Genomic DNA, 23707 nt, shown 5'->3' with positions numbered 1-23707 from the left:
AGTATGAGACTGATTACAGGTCGGTCCCGGTCCAGTCAAGTGTCGGGCAAAAGGGTTCCACGCTGCAAGTTCTTCGCGTAGCATCCAGCAATCTTTGAACAACCTCACAGCTTTCTGTGAGGTTCGAGCCGCTAACCTGTCCGGATGCCTGTGACTCAGCGTGACGCACTCTACCGAGGCGAACTCGGTCGGTGGGTCCCGTGGCTGGGTCTGGCCACCAGTCTCGCCGCCGTCTTCATGCAACTCCTGGACGCGACCATCGTCAACGTCGCGCTTCCGAGCATCGCAGTCGATCTGGGCGCCTCGGTGTCGGCGCAGCTGCTGATGGTGAGCGTCTACACGCTGTCTTTCGCATGTTCCCTGATCACGGCGGCGCGACTGGGGGATCTGCTCGGCAGGCGACGGGTCTTCCTCACCGCGCTGGCCGTCTTCATCGTGGCCTCACTGCTCTGTGGACTGGCCCAGTCGCCGACCGCGCTCGTCGTGTCGCGGGCGTTGCAGGGCCTCGCGGCGGGGTCGATGTCGGCTCAGACGTTCGCCATCATCTCGGGGCTCTTCCCGAAACGCGCCCATCCGCGGGTGTTCGGGATCTACGGCGCGACCATCGGACTCGCCACGATCTGCGGCCCGCTCGTCGGCGGACTTCTCATCCAGTGGGACCTCTTCGGCTGGGGCTGGCGGCTCATCTTCTTCGTCAACCTCCCGCTCGGTCTCGCCGCCCTGGTCCTCGGCTACTTCTACCTCGTCGACGCGAAGCCGGACGGTGTTCGCCAACTCGACCTGGGCGGCGCCGTGCTGTCGGCAGTCGGGCTGTTCCTCCTTATCTTTCCGCTCGCGGAAGGAGATGAACGCGGCTGGCCGACGTCGATCGTGGTGATGCTGCTGTGCTCGGTGCCGGTGCTGATCGCCTTCGTCGTCTACGAATGGCGGCTCGGGCGCCGCGGCGGCGACCCGGTCCTGCGCCTGGAGTTGTTCACCGACCGCGCGTTCTCGCTGGGCGCCGCCATCGCGTTCGTATTCTTCGGCACGCTCACGTCGCTGATCTTCACCATCTCTCTCACCCTGCAGTTCGGGTTCGGGTTCTCCCCGCTGCGGGCCGGGATGATGACGCTGCCGTGGGCGCTCGGCACCGGTCTCGCCGCGCTGGCCTCCGCCGCCGTCTACCGGCGCATCGGCAACCTCGTCCTGCCGTCGGGGATGGCGCTGTTCGCAGGCTCCCTCGTCGTGCTGGCAGCGCAACTGCAGCACGAGGGCACCGATCCGAGGTGGTCGGCGCTGGCCGGGCCCCTGTTCATCGGGGGAGCCGGGCTCGGATTGTTCGTAGCGCCGCTCCAGACGGCGATCCTCGCGACCGTGCGACCGCAGAACGCGGGCTCGGTGTCCGGGCTGCTGCCGACGGTCCAGCAGGTGGGCAGTTCGATCGGGCTCGCGGTGATCGGCGTGGTGTTCTTCAACCTCGTCGCGACGCAGTCGGCGGACGCGGTGCAGGCCGAGCGGCCGGCGCTGACCGCTCAGCTCGCCGAGGTCGGGGTGCCGCCGGGGCTGATCCCGCGCGCGGAGGAGACGTTCGTGCGGTGCGCGTCGGAACAGCTCGGGTCCACGTCCCCGATGAAGGTGCCCGACGAGTGCCGCTCACCGGTATCGGGAGGAACCCCGCTCGGTGCTGCCCAGCAGCAGATCGCCGACTCCGCGGTGGTCGCGGCGCGGGAATCGACCCGCAATGCGGCAGGCGAGGCGTTTCTGCAGGCGGAACGCCGCATCCTCTGGATCATCGCGGCGGTCGCCGCTGCCATCGGGGTGGCGTCGCTGACCCTGCCGCGCCGGAACCAGCCGGTCGACGACGGGTCAGTCGCCGCGGCCTGACGTCGCCCACAACTCGGCGACGCCGACCCCGACGTCCGCGAGCAACCTCCGGACGAGTGGCAGACCGATCCCGATCACGCTGGACGGGTCGCCCTCGATGCGGTCCACGAACCATCCGCCGAGGCTGTCGAGGGTGAACGCACCCGCGACCTGGAGTGGTTCCCCGGTCGCGAGGTAGGCCTCCAGATCGGCGTCCGGTGGGCTCGCGAAATGGACCACGGTGGCGCTGTGGTCGTGTGCGTCACCCACCACGGTGCCCTCGGTGATCCGCAGGACGCTGTGCCCGGTGAGCAGGGTCGCGCTACGGCCGGCCATCGACGACCAGCGCTCGCGCGCGACGTCGACGGTCCCGGGCTTGCCCTGCAGGGCGCCGTCGATCAGCAGCATGGAGTCGCATCCGACGATCACGGCATCCGAGATCCCGTCCCGTGCGAGAACGGGGAGGACGTCCTTTGCCTTGGCGCGGGCCAATTCGGTGACGACGTGCTCAGGGGCGGCGTCGGCACCGAGTGCCGCGATGAGGGCGTCCTCGTCGACCCCGGAGACTCGCACCACCGGTTCCACCCCGGCGCTGCGCAGCACGGCCAGCCGCGCCGGGGACGCCGAGGCGAGAACGAACGACGTCACGAGGCCCGGATCAACGCCGGTACGCCGACACGTTCGGGAACGCGTACGGCGAGAACGGGGCGACGCTCCGGTGCATCCGGGTGGGAGCACCCCAGGACTCGGGCGGGACACCCGAATCCGGATCACCGCTGCCTGCGGCGGCGGCCGCGGACAGCACCGCGACGAGCGCCGCGATCTCCTCGTCGGAGGGAGAACCCTTGACCACCTTCAGGAACGGCTCACGGGCCGCGTCGGCCGCTGCACTGTCGGCGGGGAGGTCGGTGACCGCGCCCTCCTCGAGCGTGGTGCCCCCGGCGGAACCGTTGACTGGCGACGTCGCGTCCGGGCTGGTCTCGGTGCGCACGTCGTCCTCGGTGATAGCAGTCACTCTGTCCAATGATTCGCCGACGCTCATAGCGGGATGTTCCCATGCTTCTTGGGCGGGAGGGTGACCATTTTGCGTTCGAGCAGGCGCAGGGCGGCCACGATCTGTCCGCGGGTGTGGGACGGGGGGATGACGGCGTCGACGTAGCCGCGTTCGGCGGCGACGTACGGGTTGACGAGGGTGTCCTCGTACTCCTGTTGCAGTTGCAGGCGCAGCGCGTCGACGTCGTCACCGTTCTTGGCGGCCTCGAGCAGGCGTTTGCGGTAGACGAACCCGACGGCGCCGGAGGCGCCCATCACGGCGATCTGGGCGGTGGGCCAGGCCAGGTTGACGTCGGCGCCCATGTGCTTGGAGCCCATCACGTCGTAGGCGCCGCCGTAGGCCTTGCGGGTGATGACGGTGATCTTGCCGACGGTGGCCTCGCCGTAGGCGTAGAGCAGTTTCGCGCCGCGGCGGATGATGCCGTTGTATTCCTGGTCGGTGCCGGGCAGGAAGCCGGGGACGTCGACGAGGGTGATGATCGGGACGTTGAACGCGTCGCAGGTGCGCACGAAGCGGGCGGCTTTTTCGGAGGCGTCGATGTCGAGGCAGCCGGCGAAGACGGTGGGCTGGTTGGCGACGATGCCGACGGAGCGGCCGTCGACGCGGCCGAAGCCGACGACGATGTTGCCGGCGCGTTCGGCCTGGACCTCGAGGAATTCGTCGTCGTCGAGGATGCGGCGGATGACCTCGTGCATGTCGTAGGGCTGGTTCGCCGAGTCCGGGATCAGGGTGTCGAGTTCGAGGTCCTCGGCGGTGAGGGAGTCCTCGATGGCTCCGGTGATCGGGTCGGTGGGCAGCATTCGGGGGGCGGCGGCCTGATTGTTGCTGGGCAGGTAGGAGAGGAGGTCCTTGACGTAGTCGAGGGCGTCCTGTTCGCCGGAGGCGACGTAGTGGGCGACGCCGGACTTGACCATGTGGGTGTGCGCGCCACCGAGGTCTTCCATGGTGACGTCTTCGCCGGTGACGGTCTTGATGACGTCGGGGCCGGTGACGAACATCTGGGAGGTCTGGTCGACCATGACGACGAAGTCGGTCAGGGCGGGGGAGTAGACGTGGCCGCCGGCGGCGGGGCCCATGATCAGGGAGATCTGGGGGATGACGCCGGAGGCCTGGACGTTGCGGTGGAAGATTTCGCCGTAGAGGCCGAGGGAGACGACGCCTTCCTGGATGCGGGCGCCGGCGCCTTCGTTGATGCCGATCAGGGGGCGCCCGGTTTTGAGGGCGAGGTCCATGACCTTGACGATTTTTTCGCCGTAGATTTCGCCGAGGGAGCCGCCGAAGACGGTGGCGTCCTGGGAGAACACGCAGACGTCGCGGCCGTCGACGGTGCCGTAGCCGGTGACGACGCCGTCGCCGACGGGGCGGTTGTCGGCGAGGCCGAAGTTCACCGAGCGGTGGCGGGCGAGGGCGTCGAGTTCGACGAAGGAGCCCTCGTCCAACAACGCGGTGATGCGTTCGCGGGCGGTGAGCTTGCCCTTGGCGTGGACCTTGTCGACCGCGGCTTCACCGCTCGGGTGCTGCGCCTCGGCCTGACGATTACGCAGGTCGGCGAGCTTTCCCGCCGTCGTGTGAATATCGGGCGTACTCGCCGACTCCGCCGCGCTCGGCTCCTGAACAGTGGTCATGACAGGTCAGCTTAACGAGCGCCGGCGCGCTTCTGCCAAGGGAGGTGGTCAGGCGGCGGGTTGCCCGGACCCGGCTACTGACCAGTACCTTTTCCTGCTGGTCCTAGGCTGTGGTGATGTGGACCGACCTGAACCGACCCCCTCTCAACGCCGACAATCTGCGGGCGGCACTCGTCCGCGGTGACGACGACAGCGACACCCGCAAGTTCTGGTCTCGGCTCGACGTGGTGCAGGAGACCGGGTCCACCAATGCCGACCTTCTCGCGCGCGCCGCGACGTCGGACTGCGACCGGCACGTGCTGCTCGCCGAATTCCAGGGCAGCGGCCGGGGCCGCCACTCCCGCGCCTGGGTGAGCCCGCCGCAGGCGCAGATCGCCGTCTCGGCGTTGCTGACGATGCCGGGGATGAGCCTCCAGGACATGGGGTGGCTGCCGCTGCTGACCGGCGTCGCCGTCGTGGACGCTCTGCGCGCCACCGCCAAGGTGCCCGCGGAACTGAAGTGGCCCAACGATGTGCTGATCGACGGACGCAAGGTCGCCGGGATCCTCGCCGAGGTGTCCGCCACGGCACCGGATCCCGCGGTCGTCGTGGGGATCGGACTCAACGTGAGCCTCACGAGAGACGAACTGCCCGTCGAGCACGCCACGTCGCTCGTCCTCGAGGGCGCCGAGGTCAGTGACCGCGACACCCTGGTGCGGGCGGTGCTGCGCGCTATCGCCGATCGCTGGCGGCAGTGGCACGACTCGAACTGGGACGTCACGGAACTCGCCGCGGCCTACCGTGAGCGCTGCGGCACGCTCGGCCAACGGGTGCGCGCCGAACTGCCCGGCGGGCGTGAACTGATCGGCATCGCAACGGACGTCGACGCGGAGGGCCGGGTCGTGATCGCCCCCGACGGACAGCCCGGCACGGTCGCCGTCGCCGCAGGTGACATCACACATTTACGCCCGGTGCGCACCGAGTAGTGCCACACTGTGGTACATGAGTACCTCAATTCCGGAGTCCTCCGTCACCGCAGCCCGGCGCACGTTGACCGGCCTCACGGTGGTGCTCGGTCTGCTCACCCTGGGCCTGGGCATCGCCGTGCTCGTGTGGCCGCACGTGACACTCACGGTGCTGGCCGTCCTGATCGCCATCCAGTTCTTCGGATTCGGGATCGTCCAGATCATCCGGGCGTTCGCCGACGTCGAGGCCAGTGGAGGCGCGCGCACCCTCGTGGGCGTATCCGGCGCCCTGGCAATACTTCTCGCGTTCCTCGTGCTGAGGAGCCCGCTCCAGACCGTCGTCATCATCGCGCTCGTCGTCGGTGCGTGGTGGGTGTTCCGGGGTGTCCTCGAAATCGTCGAGGGTGCCTCCGGGTCGGTCGCGAATCGCGGTCTGACCATCGTGCTCGGAGTGATCAGCGTGGTCGCCGGGGCCTTCGTGCTCCTGCAGCCCGAACTGTCGCTCGAGGTGTTCGTGATCGTGGTCGGAGTGTGGATGGTGCTGTACGGCATCATCATCGTGATCACCCCGATCGTGCTCAGCCGCATGCGGTAGAGGCACACTCGTCGCATGGGATATCCGGAGGACGCGCTCGCCGAGGACGAGGAACTACTGCTTCACCGCCATCCGCACTGGAAGATGTTGCTGCTCCCCGCCGTCACCTTTCTGCTGGCGACGGCGGTCGCGGGATTCGCGTCGGGCTTCGCCGAGAACAAGCTGGACGGCTCCGCACTGACCGTCGTGCTCGTCGTCGTCCTCGTGCTGTGGCTGGGACTCGTCGGATGGCGCTGCGTCGCGCCGTTTCTCAGCTGGAAGTTCACCCACTTCATCGTCACCGACCGACGCGTCCTCATCCGCCAGGGTGTGATGACGCACACGGGGATCGACATTCCGATGGGGCGCATCAGCAACGTGCAGTTCCGGCACGGCCTCCTCGACCGGATGCTCCGCACCGGAACGCTGGTCATCGTGTCGTCCTCCGACGACCCGCTGGAATTCGACGACATCCCCGACGTTCAGCGCGTCCACTCGCTGCTCTACCACCAGGTGTTCGACGCGATGGATCTCCACCGCGAACAGGAGCGGGAAGACCCGCGCGGTGACGCCGACACCGGCAAAGGCTGGTAACCGGTCACGGCCGTCTCCGCACCTCCGTACGCTGTGGAGGTGACTGCTGTATTGCTTGCCGAAGATGACGAAGCCATCGCCGCCCCGCTGTCGCGGGCACTGGGCCGGGAAGGGTACGACGTCACCATCGAGCAGACCGGCCCGGCAGCGCTGGAACAGGCGCTCGACGGGGCCTACGACCTGCTGATCCTGGACCTCGGACTCCCGGGGATGGACGGGCTCGAGGTGTGCAGGCAAGTGCGTGCCCACAGTTCGGAACTGGCGGTGCTCATGCTCACCGCGCGCACCGACGAAGTCGACTTCGTCGTCGGACTCGACGCCGGAGCCGACGACTACGTAGGGAAGCCGTTCCGGTTGGCGGAGTTGATGGCCCGGGTGCGTGCGCTGCTGCGCCGTCGCGGCGGCGGCGAGGATTCGGTCGTCGAAGTCGGGGGCATCCGGCTCGAGCCGGCGGCCCGCCGGGTGCTCGTGAACGGAACCGAGATCGCCCTCGCCAACAAGGAGTACGAGCTTCTGCGGGTGCTGCTCGAACACGCGGGACAGGTGGTGTCGCGCGACACGATCCTCGCGGAAGTGTGGGGCGACGTGGAACTGCGCGGCTCGAAGACCCTCGACATGCACATGTCGTGGCTTCGCCGGAAGATCGGTGACGAGGGCCCCGCCGCCGAACGTCGCATCGCGACGGTCCGCGGCGTCGGTTTCCGCATCAACACCGACTAGGCGGGCCAGTGCGCCGCAGAATTCTCCAGTCGATCCTCGCAGTCGTGATCCTGACGGCGCTGCTGCTCGGTGTGCCGCTGATCTACACGGCCTGGTTGTGGGTCGAGGACTTCAATCGGAGCGACCTGCAGGTCCGGCTGGATCGGATGGCGACGGAGATCATCACCCAGGAGGGCATCAACGGCGTCGTCGAGGGCGACCTCGACACGAACTCTCTGCGACTGCTGACGCCCGCCGGGGGCCGACTCGTCGTGGTGTACCCGACCACCGACGACGGCGCCGCGCGCGTCGACATCGGCGAATCGTCCGTGCCGTCGCCCCTGGTGGAGTCTCTCGCGATGGGCACGTCCGGTTCGCTCCGCCTCGAGGTGCCGTCCGACGAGATGCGCACCCAGCAACGCCAGGCCGTCGGTGCCGTCGCGCTGCTGGTACTCGTGTCCATCGCCGCAGGCACCGTCGTGGCCTACGTCACGGCGAAGCGGCTCGCCGATCCGCTACGGGACGTCGCGAACCGGGCGGCCCGGCTCGCGGAGGGCGACTTCCGGCCGGACGTGCGACGACACGGCATCCCCGAACTCGACCGCGTCTCCGACGTTCTCGACTCGGCGACCGTCGAGATCGCGGGACGGTTGCAGCGCGAACACGCACTCGTCGCCGACGTCTCCCACCAGCTCCGCAGCCGACTCACGGCCGTCCGCCTCCGGCTCGACGAGCTGTCCGTGCACCCGGATCCGGCCGTCGTCGTCGAGGCCGACGAGGCCATGGCGCAGGTGGACCGGCTGACCGTCGCGATCGACGAACTGGTCCGTTCCTCCCGCAGCAGCGGCACGGAGACCCAGGTGTCGGTCATCCGGGAACTCAGTGTGGTCATCGCGGACTGGAAACGGCCGTTCGAGGACGCCGACCGCGAGTTGCTGCTGCGCGGAGACACGAACGTGATGGCGTCGACCACCGGTTCCCGGCTCCGTGAGGCCGTGGCGGTCCTCGTCGACAACGCGCTCATGCACGGGTCGGGGACGTGCACCGTCTCGGTGCGGCTGATCCAGGGACAGAATCAGAGGGCGCCGGGCAAGGAACTGTCGCCGCGCGAGGCGATGGTGTGTGTGGAGGTGTCGGACGAGGGTGTCGGCGTCAGCAACGACCTCGCGCCGCACATCTTCGACCGCGGTTTCTCGGGGGCCGGTTCGACCGGTGTGGGCCTGGCGCTGGCCCGTGCGCTCATCGAAGCGGACGGCGGCCGGCTGGAACTTCAGCGGCGCCGGCCGGCCCTGTTCGCGATCTTCGTTCCCATCGCCCGGGAACACGTGCCGACGCGGGTCACCGGGACCCGGGAACCGCGCTGAAGCTCAGGGTTGGCCGATTTCTTCCTCGGCGGTCTCGTCGAGGAGGTCCGGATCGATGAGATGCACGTTCTCGTCGGGGAAGGCGAACCGGCGGAGGGCCCAGAAGCGGAACACCATCTGCAACAGGTTTCCGATGATGTAGTTGAGCACGAAGTCGACGATCACCAACGTGGTCAGGTTGTCCTGCGTCTCGCGGATATCGAACACGTTGTTGGCGATCCACAGGGGCGCGGCGGCGAGGAGGACGCCGATTCCGCTGATCGTGAAGAACAGCAGGGCCTCGTGGTGACGTTCCCGTCCGCCGCGGTTCTTGAACGACCATTCGCGGTTGAGAATGTAACTCAGGACCGTCGCGAGAATTCCGGACAGAACCTTGGCGACTACCGGCTTCTCTTCGAGGATCGTGAGGCTCAGCGAATAGAAGATCGCGAGGTCGAAGATCATGGTGGTGCCGCCCACAATCGCGAACTTGATCAGTTCGTGATGGCGCAACGCGAGAGCCCGGAAAGGCTGGGGAACGCGTGCAAGGACGCCGTCGACAAATGACACAACGGATGAGTTTACGAAAGCCGGACCGGATACCACCAATTGGCGGCGAGATCATCAGGAGAATCACAGAAACTGCCGACCGGCCACCTCGGCGGCGGAACCCGGCACAGGACGTGACAAACTAGTGACCCGTGACCGGCAACTCTGACTCCACACCGCGTCCCACGACACCCCGCGATCTGACCGCCGGGCAACCCGTCGTGACGATGATCGGTGGCGGCCAACTCGCGCGGATGACCCACCAGGCTGCAATCGCGCTCGGCCAGACACTGCGGGTGCTCTCCGGCACCGCCGACGAACCCGCAGCGCAGGTGAGCCCCGACGTCGTCCTCGGGAGCCACACCGACCTCGACGCGCTCCGCAGGGCCGCGGTCGGGTCGCACGCGCTGACCTTCGACCACGAGCACGTGCCCACCGAGCACCTCGACGTCCTGGTCGCCGAGGGTGTCAACGTGCAGCCGCCGCCGACGGCGCTGATCTACGCGCAGGACAAACTCGCGATGCGCCGCAAGCTCGGCGAACTCGGCGCCCCGGTCCCGGCGTTCGCCGAGGTGACCTGGGCCGAGGATGTCGTGAAGTTCGGCGCCGAACACGGCTGGCCCGTCGTCATCAAAGCCGTCCGCGGCGGATACGACGGTCGCGGCGTGTGGATCACCGGCGATTCCGACGAGGCCGAGCGCATCGTCACCCAGCAACTCGACAAGGGTGTCTCCCTCCTGGTCGAGGAGAAGGTCGAGATGCGGCGTGAACTGTCCGCGATGGTGGCGCGGTCACCGTTCGGCCAGGGCGCCACGTGGCCGGTCGTGGAGACCGTGCAACGCCACGGACAGTGCGCCGTGGTCCTCGCCCCCGCCCCCGCGCTGCCCGACGCGGTCGCCGAGGCCGCCGAGGAACTGGCGCTCCGTATCGCGTCCGAACTCGGTGTCGTCGGCGCCATGGCCGTCGAACTGTTCGAGACCACCGACGGCACGCTCGTCGTCAACGAACTCGCGATGCGCCCGCACAACTCCGGCCACTGGACCATGGACGGCGCCCGCACCTCACAGTTCGAGCAGCACCTGCGCGCCGTCCTCGACTACCCGCTCGGCGACACCGCACCCCTCGCACCGATCACGGTGATGGCGAACGTGCTCGGCGCGCCGACCGCGCCCGAGATGAGCATGGACGAACGCGTCCACCACCTCTTCGCCCGGATGCCCGACGCGAAGATCCACCTGTACGGCAAGGGTGAACGTGAGGACCGGAAGATCGGGCACGTGAACATCGTCGGCGGACCCGGCTCGATCGACGACCCCGAGTACGTGGCACGGGTCCGCGAGCGCGCCGAACGCGCCGCGCACTGGCTCTCGCACGCTGAATGGACCGACGGATGGGATGAACACGGTGAGTGACACGGCAGCACGGCAGGGCGCACAGGTCGGGCTCATCATGGGCAGCGACTCCGACTGGCCCACGATGGAGGCCGCCGCCGAGGCGCTCGCCGAATTCGGGGTGCGCTTCGAGGTCGGTGTCGTCTCCGCACACCGCACACCGCAGCGCATGCTCGACTACGCGAAGGACGCCGCCGGCCGCGGCATCCAGGTGATCATCGCCGGCGCCGGTGGCGCCGCCCACCTGCCCGGCATGGTCGCGTCGGCCACCCCGCTGCCCGTCATCGGTGTGCCCGTCCCGCTGAAGTACCTCGACGGCATGGACTCGCTGCTCTCGATCGTGCAGATGCCGGCAGGCGTCCCCGTCGCGACGGTGTCCATCGGCGGCGCACGCAACGCCGGCCTGCTCGCCGTCCGCATCCTCGGTGCCGCCGACCCCGCCCTGCAGCAGCAGATGGTCGCATTCCAGGACGGGCTCGAGAAGATGGTCCTGGGCAAGGATCAGGCCCTCCGCGACAAGCTGCTGGGCTGACGTCGTACTCAGCCGCCACTGTTCGCTCTTTCAGGGCCGAAACAGCCCTCGTCGGGCAACGAGTGGCGGCTGAGTTCACTTCCGGCGCCGACTGCGACGCCGTCTACGCACGGCGGCGATGATCTCGTCGGCGATCGCATCGGGATGGGCCAGCACGTCGTAGGCCGCGAAGCGGAGCACCATCCACCCCTCCCGGACGAGCCAATTCTGACGCCGACGGTCGCCTCTGAACACGTCGGGCTCACTGTGGAATTCGCGGCCGTCGACCTCGACGACGATCCGCGCACGTTCGTCCACGAAATCACCCACGTACGGACCGATCGGCAGGTTGGGTGCGGGTGCGAATCCGCGAAGGCTGAGCTCGCGGCCGAGTACGCGCTCGGGTTCCGACGCCGCGCGGAGGGAAGCGTGTCAGGAGTCGCTGCGCCGCGGGCGTCCCATGCCGACCGCGGTGGGTGAGGCAGAGGTCACGGAACTCGTCGGGATCGACGCTTCGATTCAGCTCGGCGTCGACGAGTGATGCGACATCTCGCTCGGGCATGACGACGGCGCAGTCGAAGAGCGCCTGGGCGGGGGACACCGTCGGAAGCAGAGTGGCCGTCGACATCGAACGCGGTGCGAGGTCGCGGCGGTAGAGCCGTAGCCAGCGGCCGCTCCGACACCGGGAGGCGATGGTGCTACGCGGGATTCCCGCGTCGGTCAGTTCTTTCAGGGTTCGTATGTGTGCACTCATGATCGACAGCATGGGGTGGCGCATGTCACCTCTCCGGCGCGCGAACTGGGACTTCGGGTTCGCCTGTGGATGGGCACGAGGTTGTGGATGAACGCTGCCGCGAGCGCTTATCCTGCGCACATGAAACGTAGCCGCGGGGTGCCGATGATCCGGGCTTCGCGGGGGAATCCTCAGTCGGCGGCGATCACTCGGCTGGCGTTGGCGTATGCCCGGCTGTGGGGTGCGCGCATCACGTTCGACGCCGAGTTCGGCCTCTTCGTGTGCAGCGGCATGCGCGGTGGGTACGCGCGGGGCGGGACGACGATAGGCGGTGCGTTTCTCACCGGCCGGGAACCGGCGAGATCGCTCCTGCGACACGAAGCGGTCCACGCCGACCAGTGGGCGACGTACGGGTGGGCCTTCGCGCTGCGGTACCTGTTCGAGGAGTCGAGGCGCCGCGGCGCCTCGAACAGGTTCGAGATCGCCGCGGGCCTCGCGGACGGCGGCTACCGGGACAGCTGACGGGTGATCTTCTCGGTGTCCACGCGCCGCGCCTGAGCCGCGGTGTCGGCGTTGGCGACCTGCACCAGTGACGCGCCGGCCGCGAACACCGCCACCAGACCGTCGATCAGGGCGTCGGGGGAGTCCCACGCCTCGACGGACAGCACCCGGTCGGTGCCGGTGATCCCGTGCGACTCGGCGGACGCCAGGGCTGCGGCGAGAACGTCGTCGACGCTCTTGCCCGCCAGTGCGGGTCCGGCGACCGTCGGCCGGAACTGGTCGCCGTGAACGCGCACCGAGGTGGCGTAGTCGGTGATGCCGACGGGAAGGTCGGGAACGGGGCGGCCGAACGCGTCCAGCGACAGCGCCGCGACCTCCGGAACGTCCTCGACGTCGCCCAGGTGCTCAGCGGAGACGAGTGCGATCTCGGCGTCCGCATCGGGTTCGAGGACGACGTCGGCGCCGGCCCACCAGGCGCCGAGGAGGACCGCGGCGGTCTGCCAGTGCGCAGGCAGGAGCACTGCGACGCGGGCGCCGGGTTCGACGGCGAATTCGTCGCGCAGCAGGTTGGCGGTCTTGGCCGCCCAGTTGGCGAGGGTGAGGGCCGAGAGTTCGACCCGTTCGCCCGTCGCGTCGTCGTAGAACGTGACGCGCGGTCCGGCCGGGTCGTTCTTCAGGATGGGGTCGAGCAGGGCGTCGGTCAGCGTGCGGGACGCATGGTTCATGGACACAGTCCGTCTCTCGTTTTCTAGTTCACACAACGCGGGCCCGACGAGCCGGCATCGATGGGCGGGCCGGGCGGTGCAGGGGTGGGTGTCGTTCCTGCCGTGGAGACGGGTTCGAGGCTCGTCTCCGAGGACTCGGACGACGAGGTGGTGCTGATGGTCTCCGCGGACGTCGGCCCCTGGTAGTCACCGGCCAGCACCACCCGGACCGAGCCTTTCGGCAGGGTCGAATCGGTATCGGTGGGGAGCCCGCCGAGCGCGGCCGCGACCGCCTTGGCGCTGTCGTCGTCCGCGGAATGCGCGAAGACGGTGGTCTTGCTCACCGCTTTGCCCGTGTAGTTGCCGATCTCACCCTGTCCGTAGCCGAGTGATGTCAGGGCGTCGGCCACACCGTTCGCGAGGCCACCGACGTCGCTCGCGTTCGCGACGTCGACGGTGACGGTCGACGCGTCGATGTCGGGTGTCTCGGACTTGGTGGTGGTGTCCTCCGAGTCGGTGGGCTCCTCGCCGACGAGACCGGCCACGTACTTCTTCACGTCCTTCGGCTTGACCTCGACGATGGACTCGCCGTAGTCGGTCATGCCGTTGAGATCTGCGACCGGAATGGTCTCGAACTGCACCTTGCCGCCGGCGAGGTCCTGCAGCTGGGTGGCGAATTCGATGATGTCCCAGTCGTCGTCGAGCACGACCGAGCGCTGCACCGCGCCGCTGAGTTCGTTCAGCTTGCCCGGGTCGCTGAGAGTCTTCGCGGACAGCACCTTGCCGACGAGCGAGGCCATGAACACCTGCTGGCGCACGATGCGGTCGAGGTCGCCGCGGGGGAGGTCGTGGCGCTGGCGGACGAAGCTCAGTGCGTCCGCGCCCTTCAGCGTCTGCTCCCCGGCGGGGAAGTGGGCGCCGGACATGTCCTCGTCCACCGGTTCGTTGAGGCAGACGTCGACACCGCCGACCGCGTTGGTGAGGAGGACGAATCCGAGCAGCCCGACCTCGGCGTAGTGGTCGACGGTGATGCCGGTGAGGTCTGCCACCGAGTGGATGAGCGCCTCGCGGCCTGCCTTCGTCGACTCCTCCTCGGCCTCCTTGTCGGTGGCTCCGTCCTCGACGAGTTTCAGCCGCTCGGTTTCCTTGGTGGCGCCGTAGGCGGCGTTGATCTTCGACATGCCGATCCCCGGCACGTCGACGTACGAGTCGCGGGGGATCGAGATGGCGGTGGCGGAACTGCCGTCGTTCGGCACGCGGATGAGGACGATGGTGTCGGTGTTGGACGCCACCTCCTCGCCGGCCCGCAGCGAGTCGAGTTCCTCCTGGGACAGCGGGTTGCCGTGGGCGTCGGTGCGGCTGTCGGTGCCGACCATGAGGATGTCGACGGCGCCGTCGGCGCTTCCGCCGAGTCCGAGACCGCCCGCGGTTGCCAGATTGTTGCGCAGCGAGTCGATGCTCCGCCACGCGAATCCCGTGACGACGAGTGCGAGCACCGACAGCACCGCGACAGCGATGTGAATCGGCCGCCGAGCGGTGCTCGGGGGTGCGTCTGGTGCGGGTTGCTCGTGTGACACGGAAACCAGGCTACTGGTCGACGCGGCTGGAGCAGGGAGGCGTGGATCGGCGTGCCAGACTGGGCGCCGTGACGAACATCCTTGTGACCGGCGCCCGGGGACAGCTGGGTGGGCACCTTCTCCGACGAGCCGAGGCCTCCGGGATTCCGGCCCGGGGACTGGGCTCGGACGAGTTCGACATCACCGACCGCGACGCGGTGCTTGCGCAGATCGAAGCCGGTTCGGTGGTGATCAACTGCGCCGCGTACACCGCGGTGGACGCCGCGGAGTCGGACGAGGACACTGCGCGGGCGGTGAACGAGGACGGTCCTGCGAACCTGGCGGCGGCGTGCGCCCGGGTGGGTGCCCGGCTGATCCACGTCTCCACTGACTACGTGTTCGCCGGGGACGGCGACACGCCGTACGAGGTGGACGCCCCGACCGGTCCCGCGACGGTGTACGGACGCACCAAACTCGCCGGCGAGCGTGCCGTCCACGCTGCCCTTCCGTCCGCGCACGTCGTGCGCACCGCCTGGGTGTACAGCGGGGTGGGTTCCGACTTCGTCTCCACCATGCGCCGCCTCGAGCGTGAACGTGACACGGTCGACGTCGTGGACGATCAGGTGGGCTCGCCCACATTCGCCGGCGACCTGGCCGATGCGCTGCTCGAACTGGCCGGTCGCAGCGACGTCGACGCGCCGGTACTCCACGCCACCAACTCGGGCCGGGCAAGTTGGTTCGCCCTCGCGCGCGCCGTGTTCGAGGAAGCAGGCGCGGACCCGCAGCGTGTGCGGCCGTGCACGAGCGCGCAGTTCGTGCGCCCCGCCCCGCGACCGGCGTTCTCGGTGCTGTCCGGGCGCGCGTGGGCCGACGCCGGGCTGACCCCGTTGCGGCCGTGGCGGGACGGGTTGCGCGCCGCTCTGCATGCCGCGGTGTGAGGGGGACCCCCTTTCAACGGCTACGCTTGCCCGCGTGAGTTCGAAGCTGGCCGTGGTGACGGTGACCTATTCGCCAGGTGAGCATCTGGAGCAATTCCTGGGCACTCTCGCCGAGGCAACGAAAGAAGATCCGCAGGTCGTGATGGCCGACAACGGATCGACGGACGGCGCCCCCGAGGCCGCGGACGCGGCGCACGAGCACGTGCGCCTGCTGCACACCGGCGGGAACATCGGCTACGGCGGTGCCATCAACAGGGCTGTGGCGGAGATCGACGAGGACATCGAGTTCGTCGTCATCGCCAATCCGGATGTTCGCTGGGCGCCCGGATCGATCGACGTTCTCCTCGCGGCCGCCGAGCGCTGGCCGCGTGCGGGGGCGCTCGGACCCCTCGTTCTGGAACCCGACGGAAGCATCTACCCGTCGGCGCGCCAGGTGCCCGACCTCGTGTCGGGAGCCGGGCACGCGGTGCTGGGCACGGTATGGCCGTCCAACCCGTGGACTGCCGGCTACCGCCAGGAGAACGAGACGGTCAGCGAGCGGTCCGTCGGCTGGTTGTCCGGTTCGTGCCTGCTGATGCGTCGCGTCGCCTTCGACTCGATCAACGGCTTCGATTCCCGCTACTTCATGTACATGGAGGACGTCGACCTCGGCGACCGCCTGGGCAAGGCCGGGTGGCTCAACGTGTACGTGCCCTCCGCCGAGGTCACCCACGCGAAGGGGCACGCCGCGGGCAAGCATCCGGAACTGATGCTGCCCGCTCACCACCAGAGCGCGTACCGGTTCCAGGCCGATCGTCATCCCCACTGGTGGCAGGCGCCGCTGCGGTGGGCACTTCGGGGAGGATTGGCAGTGCGGTCGAAGATCGCCGTGGCTGCCGCAGTCCGGGAACGACGCAGAAACCAGAACGAGGGGGGAACGACTCATGGCAATTGAGAAGACGACCGATGCAGTGGTGCTGGTCGGCGGTCAGGGAACGAGGCTTCGCCCGCTGACCCTGTCGGCGCCCAAGCCCATGCTGCCGACGGCGGGTCTGCCGTTCCTCCAGCATCTGCTGGCGCGGATCGGGGCGGCCGGGATCACGCACGTGGTGCTCGGCACGTCCTTCAAGGCGGAGGTCTTCGAGGAGTACTTCGGCGACGGCTCCAAGCTCGGTCTCGAGATCGACTACGTCACAGAGACCGAACCGCTCGGCACCGGTGGCGGCATCCGCAACGTTCTGCCGAAGCTGCGCGGCGACCACGCCATGGTCTTCAACGGCGACGTCCTCGGCGGCACCGATCTGGGGGCGATCCTCGACACCCACCGCAACCGGGACGCGGACGTCACCCTGCACCTCGTGCGGGTGGGGGATCCGCGGGCGTTCGGCTGCGTGCCCACCGACGCCGACGGCCGGGTCACCGCGTTCCTCGAGAAGACGCAGGACCCGCCGACCGACCAGATCAACGCCGGCTGCTACGTCTTCAAGCGCGAGATCATCGAACGGATCCCCGAGGGCCGTCCGGTGTCGGTGGAGCGTGAGGTGTTCCCGTCGCTGCTGGCCGAGGACGCCCGCGTCTACGGGCACGTCGACTCGTCGTACTGGCGCGACATGGGCACTCCCGAGGACTTCGTGCGCGGGTCCGCGGACCTGGTGCGCGGCATCGCTCCGTCGCCTGCGCTCGACGGGCCGCGCGGCGAATCGCTCGTCCACCCCGGGGCGGGTGTCGCGCCGGGCGCGCTGCTGATCGGCGGAACCGTCGTCGGCCGCGGCGCCGAGGTGGGTGCGGGCGCACGACTCGACGGCGCAGTGCTGTTCGACGGCGCCGTCGTCGAGGCCGGAGCGACCGTCGAACGGTCCATCATCGGTTTCGGCGCGCGCATCGGTCCGCGGGCCCTCGTGCGGGACGCGGTGATCGGTGACGGCGCAGACATCGGCGCCCGGTGCGAACTGCTGCGCGGGGCCCGGGTGTGGCCGGGCGTGACGCTGCCCGACGGCGGGGTGCGGTTCAGCACGGACGTGTGAGAGATGAAGCGCCCCTAGCGCAATCCGGCGAGGTGCACGAGGTGGTCGATCGTGGACTTCTCCGCGTTCGGCGGCAGTGCGTCCACCGGCCACCAGCGCAGATCCGTCGATTCGGAGCTTCGCACGATGTGGGCGCCTGCACGCGAGCGGACGAGGAACCGGAGATCCAGGTGCCGGGTGGGTTGTCCGAGTGAGCACGTGATCGGGTGGGTGTGCGCCGACAGCAGTTCGGGGTCGATCCGCAGGTCGGGAATCCCCGATTCCTCGCACGCCTCCCGCAGTGCGGCGTCGACGACGGTGTCGTCGGAAGGCTCACAGTGCCCACCCAATTGGATCCACCGGCCGACCCGGGGATGCAGGGTGAGCAGCACATGACACCCTCCCTCGTCCAGGACGAGGGAGGAGGCCGTGATGTGTCCGGGCGCGTACTCACGCAGGCACCCGAGCGGCGCGGAGGCGAGGAACGCAAGCATGGTGTGCCGCAACGATTCGTCGTTCTCGTCGAGCGTCTTCCAGCCCTCGAGCGCGGCGGTCGCGGTGCGGTGCAGTGATTCGGCGCTCATGGTGTGTGGGTCATTTCTCGATGAGGGCGTCGCCGGGGTCGGTGGGCCGGCGGGGTGCGAGTGGTTCGAGGGGGTAGCCGACGGCGATCGCGCCGAGCGGCTGCCAGTCGTCGGGCAGGTCGAGGACACCGCGCACCGTGTCCGGGGCGAAGATCGTCGAACCGATCCAGCAGCTGCCGATCCCCTTGGTCGCCAGCGACACCAGCAGCCCCTGCACGGCCGCACCGACCGCGACGGTGAACATCGTCGCCTCCGCCGCCCGCCGACGCGGATCCGGGTAGGCGTGCGCACCGTCGGGCACGCAGAACGGGACGATCACCTCCGGCGCGTCGAACAGGATGTTCCCCCGCGCCACCCGCGCCGCCACCGCCGCCCCGTCCATACCGTCCGCGGTCAGGTCGGTGCGCCACCGCTCCCGCATCGCGGTCAGCAACTCCTCGCGCACCGTGCGGGTGCGGACCCACACGAACCGCACCGGCCGGGTGTGATGCGGCGCCGGGGCGGTCAACGCCTCTCCGATCGCCGCCCGCACCGCACCCGGATCGACCGGATCGTCGGCGAACTCCCGGACCGAGCGGCGCAGCAGCACCGCCTCCGCCCGCCCCCGCTCCACCGACTCGGCGGTACCGAGCCAGAACAGGTCCTCCTCACCGGCCCGGATCAGATCCCGCGCCCGCGACCCGTCGTCGGCCAAACCCAGACCCCGGACCACCGCGACCGGCACCCCACCGAGCTTGCCCTTCACCAGATCCCCGGCCGCGGCGATCTCGTCGGCCACCGCGACCTCCGTCACCATGAGTTCGTTGCCCTGCGAGTCCCGGGCCCCGGCGTACCCGTGCAGCACCGGCACCCCGGCCGCACCGATCGCGGCGTCGATCTGGCCGTTGCGCCACGCCCGCCCCATCGTGTCGGTGACCACCACCGCCACCGTGACACCGAGCGCCCCGGCGATCGCCTCCCGCAGCCCGCGGGCGCTGCCGTCCGGATCCTCCGGCAGCAACGCCAGTTCCGTACCCTCCACATTCGAGCCGTCGATACCGGACGCGGCCTGCACGATCCCCAACCGGTTCTCGGTGATCAACGTCCGGCCCCTGCGGGCGACCACCCGGACCGCTTCCTGCTCCACCAGCCGCCGGCGGGCCGCGTCCCGCTCCTCCGGATCGGCCGGGGACGGCACGATCCGGCCCTCCACCTTCGAGAACACCTTGCTCGTCACCACCAGCACGTCACCACCGCGCAGCCACGGCGCCGCCGCGACGATCGCGGCGGCCAGGTCGTCGCCGGGCCGGAACTCCGGCAACCCGGTCACCGGCAGGATCTCGATCGCCCCGCCCGGCGCGTGATCCACCCGGGATGCACCGGTCGGTGCGGTCACAGGGTCACCCCGGCCACGTCCAGCGCCGCCCGCACCATCGCGGCGGTGGCGTCCGGGTCGGACATCAGCAACGGCACACTGGCCACGGCCACCCCGGGGACGTCGGCGGTGTCGGTGTCGTGGACCAGCCACGCGTCGAGGATCCCCGTGCCACTGCGCGCCCCGTACCAGCGCCCGATCGCCTCCGCGGAGGTTTCCACCCCGATCACGTCCAAACATTCGTCGGCCATGCCGCGCAACGGTTTCCCGCCGACGATCGGCGACACCCCGACCACCCGCGCGGTGGTGGTGCGCAGCGCCCCCCGGATCCCCGGCACCGCCAGGATCGCCCCGACGCTGACCACCGGATTCGACGGCGCCAGCAACACGATGTCGGCGCCCTCGATCGCCTCCAGCACCCCCGGCGCCGGGGACGCCTGCTCGGCGCCGATGTGCGCGAAGCTGTGCGTCGGGACCTGCGCGCGGTGCCGAACCCACCACTCCTGGAAGTGGATCGCCCGCTGCTCCCCGTCCTCCGGGTCGGTGATCACCACGTGAGTCTCACTCCGATCGTCGGTGACCGGCAGTAACGTCACACCCGGCCGCCACCGGTTGCACAACGCCTCGGTGACCGCCGACAACGGATACCCCGTCCGCAGCATCTGGGAGCGGATCAGATGCGTCGCGATGTCCCGGTCGCCGAGCCCGAACCACTCCGGCTTCGCCCCGTACGCGGCGAGTTCCTCCTTCGCGTTCCAGGTTTCACCCGCATGCCCCCACCCCCGCACCGGGTCGATACCCCCGCCGAGGGTGTACATGCAGGTGTCCAGATCCGGGCAGATCCGCAACCCGTGCATCCACACATCGTCACCGACATTGACCACCGCCGTGATCCGATGCGACGAACCCCCACCATCCGGCGCATCAACACCGAGAAGCCGCCGCACCCCTTGCAGGAACCGGGCCCCACCGACCCCGCCAACCAATACAGTCACGTTCACGGTGCAAGCCTAGGCGGTGGCCGTCGGCGTCCGGTGGGCTGCTTCCCCAGGGCGATTGGAGAGCGCGAAATAGTAATCGACTTTTTGCCGTTAGCTTGACCGCGACACGCTGGGCGTGTCTAATCACAAATATGTCATTCCAACGTTGCGGACGTGGAATCACTTGCAGCGGGGATCAATTCGAACGGTTGTTCGAACGGGGTGGCAGGGGTGTTCGGTTCGGGGTACATGATCGATCAAAATTTTCTGCGCTATCACAGGTGAGGAGGCGGAACGATGCCCAATGAGCAGCTCGAGTCGGAGACTCGCTGGAGCACAGTAAGCGACGAACCGCAGACCAATTCCGAAGCAGGCGCAGCGGACGGCGTCTGTGTTCAAGAAGTCTGTGTGCAAGAAGACGGTGTGCAACAAATAAGTGTGCAAGAAAGCAGTGTGAAAGAAATTCCTGTGCCGGAACTCGTCGCGCAGGAAGTCGAGACGGCGGGCCCCCGCCCGGTATTGAGTCTGGTGACCGGTTTCGACGAATTGTTCGACACCATCGAGGATCAGTGGCAGGAACGTGCACTTTGCGCGCAGACCGACCCTGAGGCCTTCTTCCCCGAAAAGGGGGGCTCCACCCGAGAAGCGAAGCGCATCTGCCTCGGCTGCGAGGTGCGGGACGAATGCCTCGACTACGCACTGGCCAATGACGAGCGGTTCGGTATCTGGGGTGGTCTGTCGGAGCGTGAGCGCCGGCGGCTGAAGCGGGGGATCGTTTAGTCAGTCATCATCGCCCGGCAGATCCGGGTCGATGACCTCGGGTTCGACTCCGAGGTAGGTACTCACCTGCTGTACGAGCACGTCGTGCACCAGGTCGGTGAGATCGTCCGGATCCTTGGCGCGCTGTTCCAGCGGTCGCCGGAACAGGACGACTCGCGCCCGCGTCGTGGATCCGTGCCGGTCGATGCCTGCCGGGATCAACCGGGACAGCGGCACGGGCCCGTCCGCCACGACCTCGGCGGGCCAGTTGACCGAATCCGGGTCGAGCGCATGAATCTTCGGGACTTCGTCGACAGCGATGTCCAACTTCGTGAGGCGTTCACGCCAGCGTGAGTCGATCGGCGCGAACGCCTCCAGAACCACCAGATCGAATTTCTCCGCGCGGCTGCGTCGCGCCGGCGCGTCCGGGGGGAACACGGACCCGCGGATCCCACGTCCCCGTCGGTCGACGGATCGGGTGGTGACGGGACGCCTGCGTCGTGCTCTGGACATGGAGTGGACATTACGACAGCCGGACACTGTCGGTGTGTCCGAGTAGGTGTCGGGCCTTCGTGGGGCTAGGCTTCTTAGCTGTGAGATCTCTGCGTCGATGCTGCCGCCCCGGGTGCAAGAACCCCGCTGTCGCGACGCTCACGTACGTCTACTCGGACTCCACCGCCGTCGTCGGCCCGCTCGCAACTGTCGACGAGCCGCACTCGTGGGATCTGTGCGAAACGCACGCGTCGAGGATCACCGCACCCAAGGGTTGGGAACTGGTTCGGTACGAGGGCGGATTTTCGTCGAGCACCCCGGACGAGGACGATCTGACCGCGCTGGCGGAGGCCGTGCGGGAGGCGGGCCTCGGCGATCGCGGAAGGTCCGAGCGGACCGTGTCCACCGAGGAGCGCGCCGAAACCGGCACCCAGCCCGGCCCGGCTCGTACCGGCCGGCGTGGCCACCTGCGGGTTCTTCCCGACCCTGCCAACTGACGTCCCAGCTCGTCCCGGGCCTGCGGTCCGCGGCGTGCCGTGCCCGCGACGGGCAGGCATTAGGCTTTGCGCCAGCACTGGTGCTCGAAAAGGAGAAAACAGAAGTGGCGCGATCAGCCGAGTCCGTACATGCCGTGATCAAGGCTTACGACGTGCGGGGTGTCGTCGGTGAACAAATCGATGTCGCGTTCGTGCAGGACGTGGGTGGCGCGTTCGCACGACTCGTCCGCGCGGAGAGTGCCACGAAGGTCGTGATCGGTTACGACATGCGTGCGTCGTCCCCGGAACTCGCCCGCGCGTTCGCCGACGGTGTCACCGCCCAGGGTCTGGACGTCGTGCTCATCGGACTCGCGTCCACCGATCAGCTGTATTTCGCGTCGGGACTGTTCGACTGCCCGGGTGCGATGTTCACCGCGAGCCACAACCCGGCGAAGTACAACGGCATCAAGCTGTGCCGCGCGGGCGCGAAGCCGGTGGGGCAGGAGACGGGCCTCGCCGCGATCGCCGCGGAGGTCGTCGACGGGGTGCCCGCGTACGACGGCGCCGCGGGTGAGGTGTCCGAGGAGGACGTGCTCGAGCAGTACGCGAGTTTCGTCCGCGGGCTGGTGAACCTGTCCGGCCTCCGGCCGCTGACGGTGGCCGTGGACGCGGGCAACGGCATGGGCGGGCACACCGTCCCCGCAGTGTTCGAGCCGATGCCGGTGAAGCTGCAGCCACTGTACTTCGAACTCGACGGCACGTTCCCGAACCACGAGGCGAATCCGCTCGACCCGGCCAACCTGGTGGATCTGCAGCGGTACGTCCGGGAGACCGGTGCCGACATCGGTCTGGCTTTCGACGGTGACGCCGACCGCTGCTTCGTGGTCGACGAGCTCGGCAACCCGGTGTCGCCGTCCGCAGTGACGGCCCTGGTGGCCGAGCGTGAGCTGGCCAAGGAGCCGGGCGCAACCGTCATCCACAACCTCATCACCTCCCGCGCCGTGCCGGAACTGGTCACCGAACTGGGTGGACACCCGGTGCGCACCCGGGTCGGGCATTCGTTCATCAAGCAGCAGATGGCCGAGACGGGGGCGATCTTCGGTGGCGAGCACTCCGCTCACTACTACTTCCGCGATTTCTGGGGCGCCGACTCCGGCATGCTCGCCGGGTTGCACGTCCTCGCGGCACTGGGGGAGCAGGACCGTCCGCTGTCCGAACTGATGGCCAAGTACGAGCGGTACGCGGCGTCCGGAGAGATCAATTCGACGGTGTCGGACGCCGCCGAGCGGACCGACGCGGTGGTGGCGGCGTTCGCCGATCGCACCTCGGGTGTAGACCGGCTCGATGGTGTCACGGTCGAATTGCAGGGCGACGCGTGGTTCAACCTGCGCGCCTCCAACACCGAACCGCTGCTGCGACTCAACGTCGAAGCGCCCACGACGGCAGACGTAGATGCACTCGTTACCGAGATATTGGGCATCGTCCGAGCCTGACTGCCATAGTTGGAATAACAAGGTTCTGC

26 protein-coding genes are annotated in these 23707 nt (G+C 68.6%); 15 read left to right on the top strand and 11 right to left on the bottom strand.

Going from position 1 to position 23707, the window contains the following annotated elements:
* The first annotated feature begins 144 nt into the window (after window positions 1–144).
* Window positions 145–1863, top strand: a complete 1719-nt coding sequence (locus tag CJ179_RS05635) for an MFS transporter (RefSeq protein WP_095860862.1) — start codon at window positions 145–147, stop codon at window positions 1861–1863.
* On the opposite strand, the gene CJ179_RS05630 is transcribed toward CJ179_RS05635, so the two are convergent.
* Genes CJ179_RS05630 through CJ179_RS05620 form a run of 3 tightly spaced genes read right to left on the bottom strand, consistent with a single transcriptional unit; the run spans window position 1846 to window position 4521 of the window.
* Window positions 1846–2490, bottom strand: a complete 645-nt coding sequence (locus CJ179_RS05630; protein WP_072951507.1) for a nucleoside triphosphate pyrophosphatase — start codon at window positions 2488–2490, stop codon at window positions 1846–1848. The genes CJ179_RS05635 and CJ179_RS05630 overlap by 18 nt on opposite strands.
* Window positions 2491–2500: 10 nt before the next feature.
* Complete coding sequence (locus tag CJ179_RS05625; protein WP_095861067.1) at window positions 2501–2857, bottom strand: acyl-CoA carboxylase subunit epsilon; 357 nt, start codon at window positions 2855–2857, stop codon at window positions 2501–2503.
* A 23-nt stretch (window positions 2858–2880) separates the two neighbouring features.
* Window positions 2881–4521, bottom strand: a complete 1641-nt coding sequence (locus tag CJ179_RS05620; RefSeq protein ID WP_074933736.1) for an acyl-CoA carboxylase subunit beta — start codon at window positions 4519–4521, stop codon at window positions 2881–2883.
* 116 nt (window positions 4522–4637) lie between these two features.
* On the opposite strand from CJ179_RS05620, the gene CJ179_RS05615 reads away from it, so the two are divergent.
* Genes CJ179_RS05615 through CJ179_RS05595 form a run of 5 tightly spaced genes read left to right on the top strand, consistent with a single transcriptional unit; the run spans window position 4638 to window position 8696 of the window.
* Window positions 4638–5486, top strand: a complete 849-nt coding sequence (locus CJ179_RS05615; RefSeq protein ID WP_095861066.1) for a biotin--[acetyl-CoA-carboxylase] ligase — start codon at window positions 4638–4640, stop codon at window positions 5484–5486.
* A gap of 16 nt (window positions 5487–5502) precedes the next feature.
* Window positions 5503–6060, top strand: coding sequence for an HdeD family acid-resistance protein (locus CJ179_RS05610; RefSeq protein WP_072951218.1), 558 nt, complete (start codon window positions 5503–5505; stop codon window positions 6058–6060).
* Between the two features lie 15 nt (window positions 6061–6075).
* The gene (locus tag CJ179_RS05605) at window positions 6076–6633 is read left to right on the top strand and encodes a PH domain-containing protein (protein WP_072951216.1); all 558 of its coding nucleotides are present in this window, start codon (window positions 6076–6078) and stop codon (window positions 6631–6633) included.
* A 39-nt stretch (window positions 6634–6672) separates the two neighbouring features.
* A complete protein-coding gene (locus CJ179_RS05600) occupies window positions 6673–7353 on the top strand; it encodes a response regulator transcription factor (protein WP_025432276.1) in 681 nt (226 codons plus the stop codon).
* Window positions 7354–7361: 8 nt separating this feature from the next.
* A complete protein-coding gene (locus CJ179_RS05595; RefSeq protein WP_072951214.1) occupies window positions 7362–8696 on the top strand; it encodes a HAMP domain-containing sensor histidine kinase in 1335 nt (444 codons plus the stop codon).
* A gap of 3 nt (window positions 8697–8699) precedes the next feature.
* Here the strand turns inward: CJ179_RS05595 and CJ179_RS05590 are convergent, their stop codons facing one another.
* Entirely contained in the window at window positions 8700–9245 is a 546-nt protein-coding gene (locus tag CJ179_RS05590) for a GtrA family protein (RefSeq protein ID WP_072951212.1), read from the bottom strand.
* A gap of 131 nt (window positions 9246–9376) precedes the next feature.
* Here CJ179_RS05590 and CJ179_RS05585 point away from each other — a divergent pair, with 131 nt between their 5' ends.
* Together CJ179_RS05585 and purE are read left to right on the top strand one after the other, a co-directional pair.
* Window positions 9377–10636, top strand: coding sequence for a 5-(carboxyamino)imidazole ribonucleotide synthase (locus tag CJ179_RS05585; RefSeq protein WP_072951210.1), 1260 nt, complete (start codon window positions 9377–9379; stop codon window positions 10634–10636).
* Window positions 10620–11147: a 5-(carboxyamino)imidazole ribonucleotide mutase gene (purE, locus tag CJ179_RS05580; protein ID WP_072951207.1), complete on the top strand. Its 528-nt coding sequence runs from the start codon at window positions 10620–10622 to the stop codon at window positions 11145–11147. The genes CJ179_RS05585 and purE overlap by 17 nt, the downstream gene beginning before the upstream one ends.
* A 75-nt stretch (window positions 11148–11222) precedes the next feature.
* On the opposite strand, the gene CJ179_RS52605 is transcribed toward purE, so the two are convergent.
* Window positions 11223–11468 (bottom strand): endonuclease domain-containing protein, encoded by a 246-nt coding sequence (locus CJ179_RS52605; RefSeq protein WP_257015375.1) that lies wholly within the window; start codon window positions 11466–11468, stop codon window positions 11223–11225.
* Window positions 11469–12000: 532 nt separating this feature from the next.
* Here CJ179_RS52605 and CJ179_RS05570 point away from each other — a divergent pair.
* Complete coding sequence (locus CJ179_RS05570; protein ID WP_179377527.1) at window positions 12001–12381, top strand: hypothetical protein; 381 nt, start codon at window positions 12001–12003, stop codon at window positions 12379–12381.
* Here the strand turns inward: CJ179_RS05570 and CJ179_RS05565 are convergent.
* Window positions 12366–13085 (bottom strand): TIGR03089 family protein, encoded by a 720-nt coding sequence (locus CJ179_RS05565; protein WP_095860860.1) that lies wholly within the window; start codon window positions 13083–13085, stop codon window positions 12366–12368. The genes CJ179_RS05570 and CJ179_RS05565 overlap by 16 nt on opposite strands.
* A gap of 23 nt (window positions 13086–13108) precedes the next feature.
* Window positions 13109–14587 (bottom strand): LCP family protein, encoded by a 1479-nt coding sequence (locus tag CJ179_RS05560; protein WP_095861065.1) that lies wholly within the window; start codon window positions 14585–14587, stop codon window positions 13109–13111.
* A 122-nt stretch (window positions 14588–14709) separates the two neighbouring features.
* On the opposite strand from CJ179_RS05560, the gene rfbD reads away from it, so the two are divergent.
* From rfbD to CJ179_RS05545, 3 genes are read left to right on the top strand one after another with little or no spacing between them, the layout of a single operon-like run.
* Window positions 14710–15558, top strand: coding sequence for a dTDP-4-dehydrorhamnose reductase (rfbD, locus tag CJ179_RS05555; protein ID WP_095861064.1), 849 nt, complete (start codon window positions 14710–14712; stop codon window positions 15556–15558).
* Window positions 15559–15592: 34 nt separating this feature from the next.
* Window positions 15593–16492, top strand: coding sequence for a glycosyltransferase family 2 protein (locus tag CJ179_RS05550; RefSeq protein ID WP_095860859.1), 900 nt, complete (start codon window positions 15593–15595; stop codon window positions 16490–16492).
* Window positions 16482–17561, top strand: coding sequence for a sugar phosphate nucleotidyltransferase (locus tag CJ179_RS05545; protein WP_072951197.1), 1080 nt, complete (start codon window positions 16482–16484; stop codon window positions 17559–17561). The genes CJ179_RS05550 and CJ179_RS05545 overlap by 11 nt, the downstream gene beginning before the upstream one ends.
* A 14-nt stretch (window positions 17562–17575) precedes the next feature.
* On the opposite strand, the gene CJ179_RS05540 is transcribed toward CJ179_RS05545, so the two are convergent.
* From CJ179_RS05540 to cofD, 3 genes are read right to left on the bottom strand one after another with little or no spacing between them, the layout of a single operon-like run.
* Window positions 17576–18124 carry an NUDIX hydrolase gene (locus CJ179_RS05540; protein WP_072951194.1) on the bottom strand — a complete coding sequence of 183 codons (549 nt, stop codon included), beginning with the start codon at window positions 18122–18124 and terminating at the stop codon, window positions 17576–17578.
* A gap of 10 nt (window positions 18125–18134) precedes the next feature.
* Window positions 18135–19499 (bottom strand): coenzyme F420-0:L-glutamate ligase, encoded by a 1365-nt coding sequence (locus CJ179_RS05535; RefSeq protein WP_095860858.1) that lies wholly within the window; start codon window positions 19497–19499, stop codon window positions 18135–18137.
* The gene (gene cofD, locus CJ179_RS05530; RefSeq protein ID WP_095860857.1) at window positions 19496–20479 is read right to left on the bottom strand and encodes a 2-phospho-L-lactate transferase; all 984 of its coding nucleotides are present in this window, start codon (window positions 20477–20479) and stop codon (window positions 19496–19498) included. Before cofD ends, CJ179_RS05535 begins: the two co-directional genes overlap by 4 nt.
* A 498-nt stretch (window positions 20480–20977) precedes the next feature.
* Here cofD and CJ179_RS05525 point away from each other — a divergent pair, with 498 nt between their 5' ends.
* Window positions 20978–21238 carry a WhiB family transcriptional regulator gene (locus CJ179_RS05525; protein ID WP_167372239.1) on the top strand — a complete coding sequence of 87 codons (261 nt, stop codon included), beginning with the start codon at window positions 20978–20980 and terminating at the stop codon, window positions 21236–21238.
* Here the strand turns inward: CJ179_RS05525 and CJ179_RS05520 are convergent, their stop codons facing one another.
* Window positions 21239–21730: a metallopeptidase family protein gene (locus CJ179_RS05520; protein ID WP_072937618.1), complete on the bottom strand. Its 492-nt coding sequence runs from the start codon at window positions 21728–21730 to the stop codon at window positions 21239–21241.
* Between the two features lie 80 nt (window positions 21731–21810).
* Here CJ179_RS05520 and CJ179_RS05515 point away from each other — a divergent pair, with 80 nt between their 5' ends.
* Together CJ179_RS05515 and CJ179_RS05510 are read left to right on the top strand one after the other, a co-directional pair.
* Entirely contained in the window at window positions 21811–22206 is a 396-nt protein-coding gene (locus CJ179_RS05515) for a DUF3499 domain-containing protein (RefSeq protein WP_072937619.1), read from the top strand.
* Window positions 22207–22310: 104 nt separating this feature from the next.
* Entirely contained in the window at window positions 22311–23678 is a 1368-nt protein-coding gene (locus tag CJ179_RS05510) for a phosphomannomutase/phosphoglucomutase (RefSeq protein ID WP_095860856.1), read from the top strand.
* Window positions 23679–23707 lie beyond the last annotated feature (29 nt).

The sequence above is a fragment of the Rhodococcus sp. ACS1 genome (assembly GCF_002300155.1).
GTDB lineage: Bacteria > Actinomycetota > Actinomycetes > Mycobacteriales > Mycobacteriaceae > Rhodococcus_F > Rhodococcus_F koreensis.
The sequence above is the reverse complement of the archived record's forward strand: the minus strand, read 5'-3'. Positions and strand labels throughout refer to the sequence as shown.

Bases quoted from the DNA above. Each gene is read 5' to 3' on its own strand.
- CJ179_RS05635 (WP_095860862.1), top strand. From the start codon at position 145: ATGCCTGTGACTCAGCGTGACGCACTCTACCGAGGCGAACTCGGTCGG.
- CJ179_RS05620 (WP_074933736.1), bottom strand. From the start codon at position 4,521: ATGACCACTGTTCAGGAGCCGAGCGCGGCGGAGTCGGCGAGTACGCCC.
- CJ179_RS05615 (WP_095861066.1), top strand. From the start codon at position 4,638: ATGTGGACCGACCTGAACCGACCCCCTCTCAACGCCGACAATCTGCGG.
- CJ179_RS05610 (WP_072951218.1), top strand. From the start codon at position 5,503: ATGAGTACCTCAATTCCGGAGTCCTCCGTCACCGCAGCCCGGCGCACG.
- CJ179_RS05605 (WP_072951216.1), top strand. From the start codon at position 6,076: ATGGGATATCCGGAGGACGCGCTCGCCGAGGACGAGGAACTACTGCTT.
- purE (WP_072951207.1), top strand. From the start codon at position 10,620: ATGAACACGGTGAGTGACACGGCAGCACGGCAGGGCGCACAGGTCGGG.
- CJ179_RS05570 (WP_179377527.1), top strand. From the start codon at position 12,001: ATGAAACGTAGCCGCGGGGTGCCGATGATCCGGGCTTCGCGGGGGAAT.
- CJ179_RS05565 (WP_095860860.1), bottom strand. From the start codon at position 13,085: ATGAACCATGCGTCCCGCACGCTGACCGACGCCCTGCTCGACCCCATC.
- CJ179_RS05545 (WP_072951197.1), top strand. From the start codon at position 16,482: ATGGCAATTGAGAAGACGACCGATGCAGTGGTGCTGGTCGGCGGTCAG.
- CJ179_RS05540 (WP_072951194.1), bottom strand. From the start codon at position 18,124: ATGAGCGCCGAATCACTGCACCGCACCGCGACCGCCGCGCTCGAGGGC.
- CJ179_RS05520 (WP_072937618.1), bottom strand. From the start codon at position 21,730: ATGTCCAGAGCACGACGCAGGCGTCCCGTCACCACCCGATCCGTCGAC.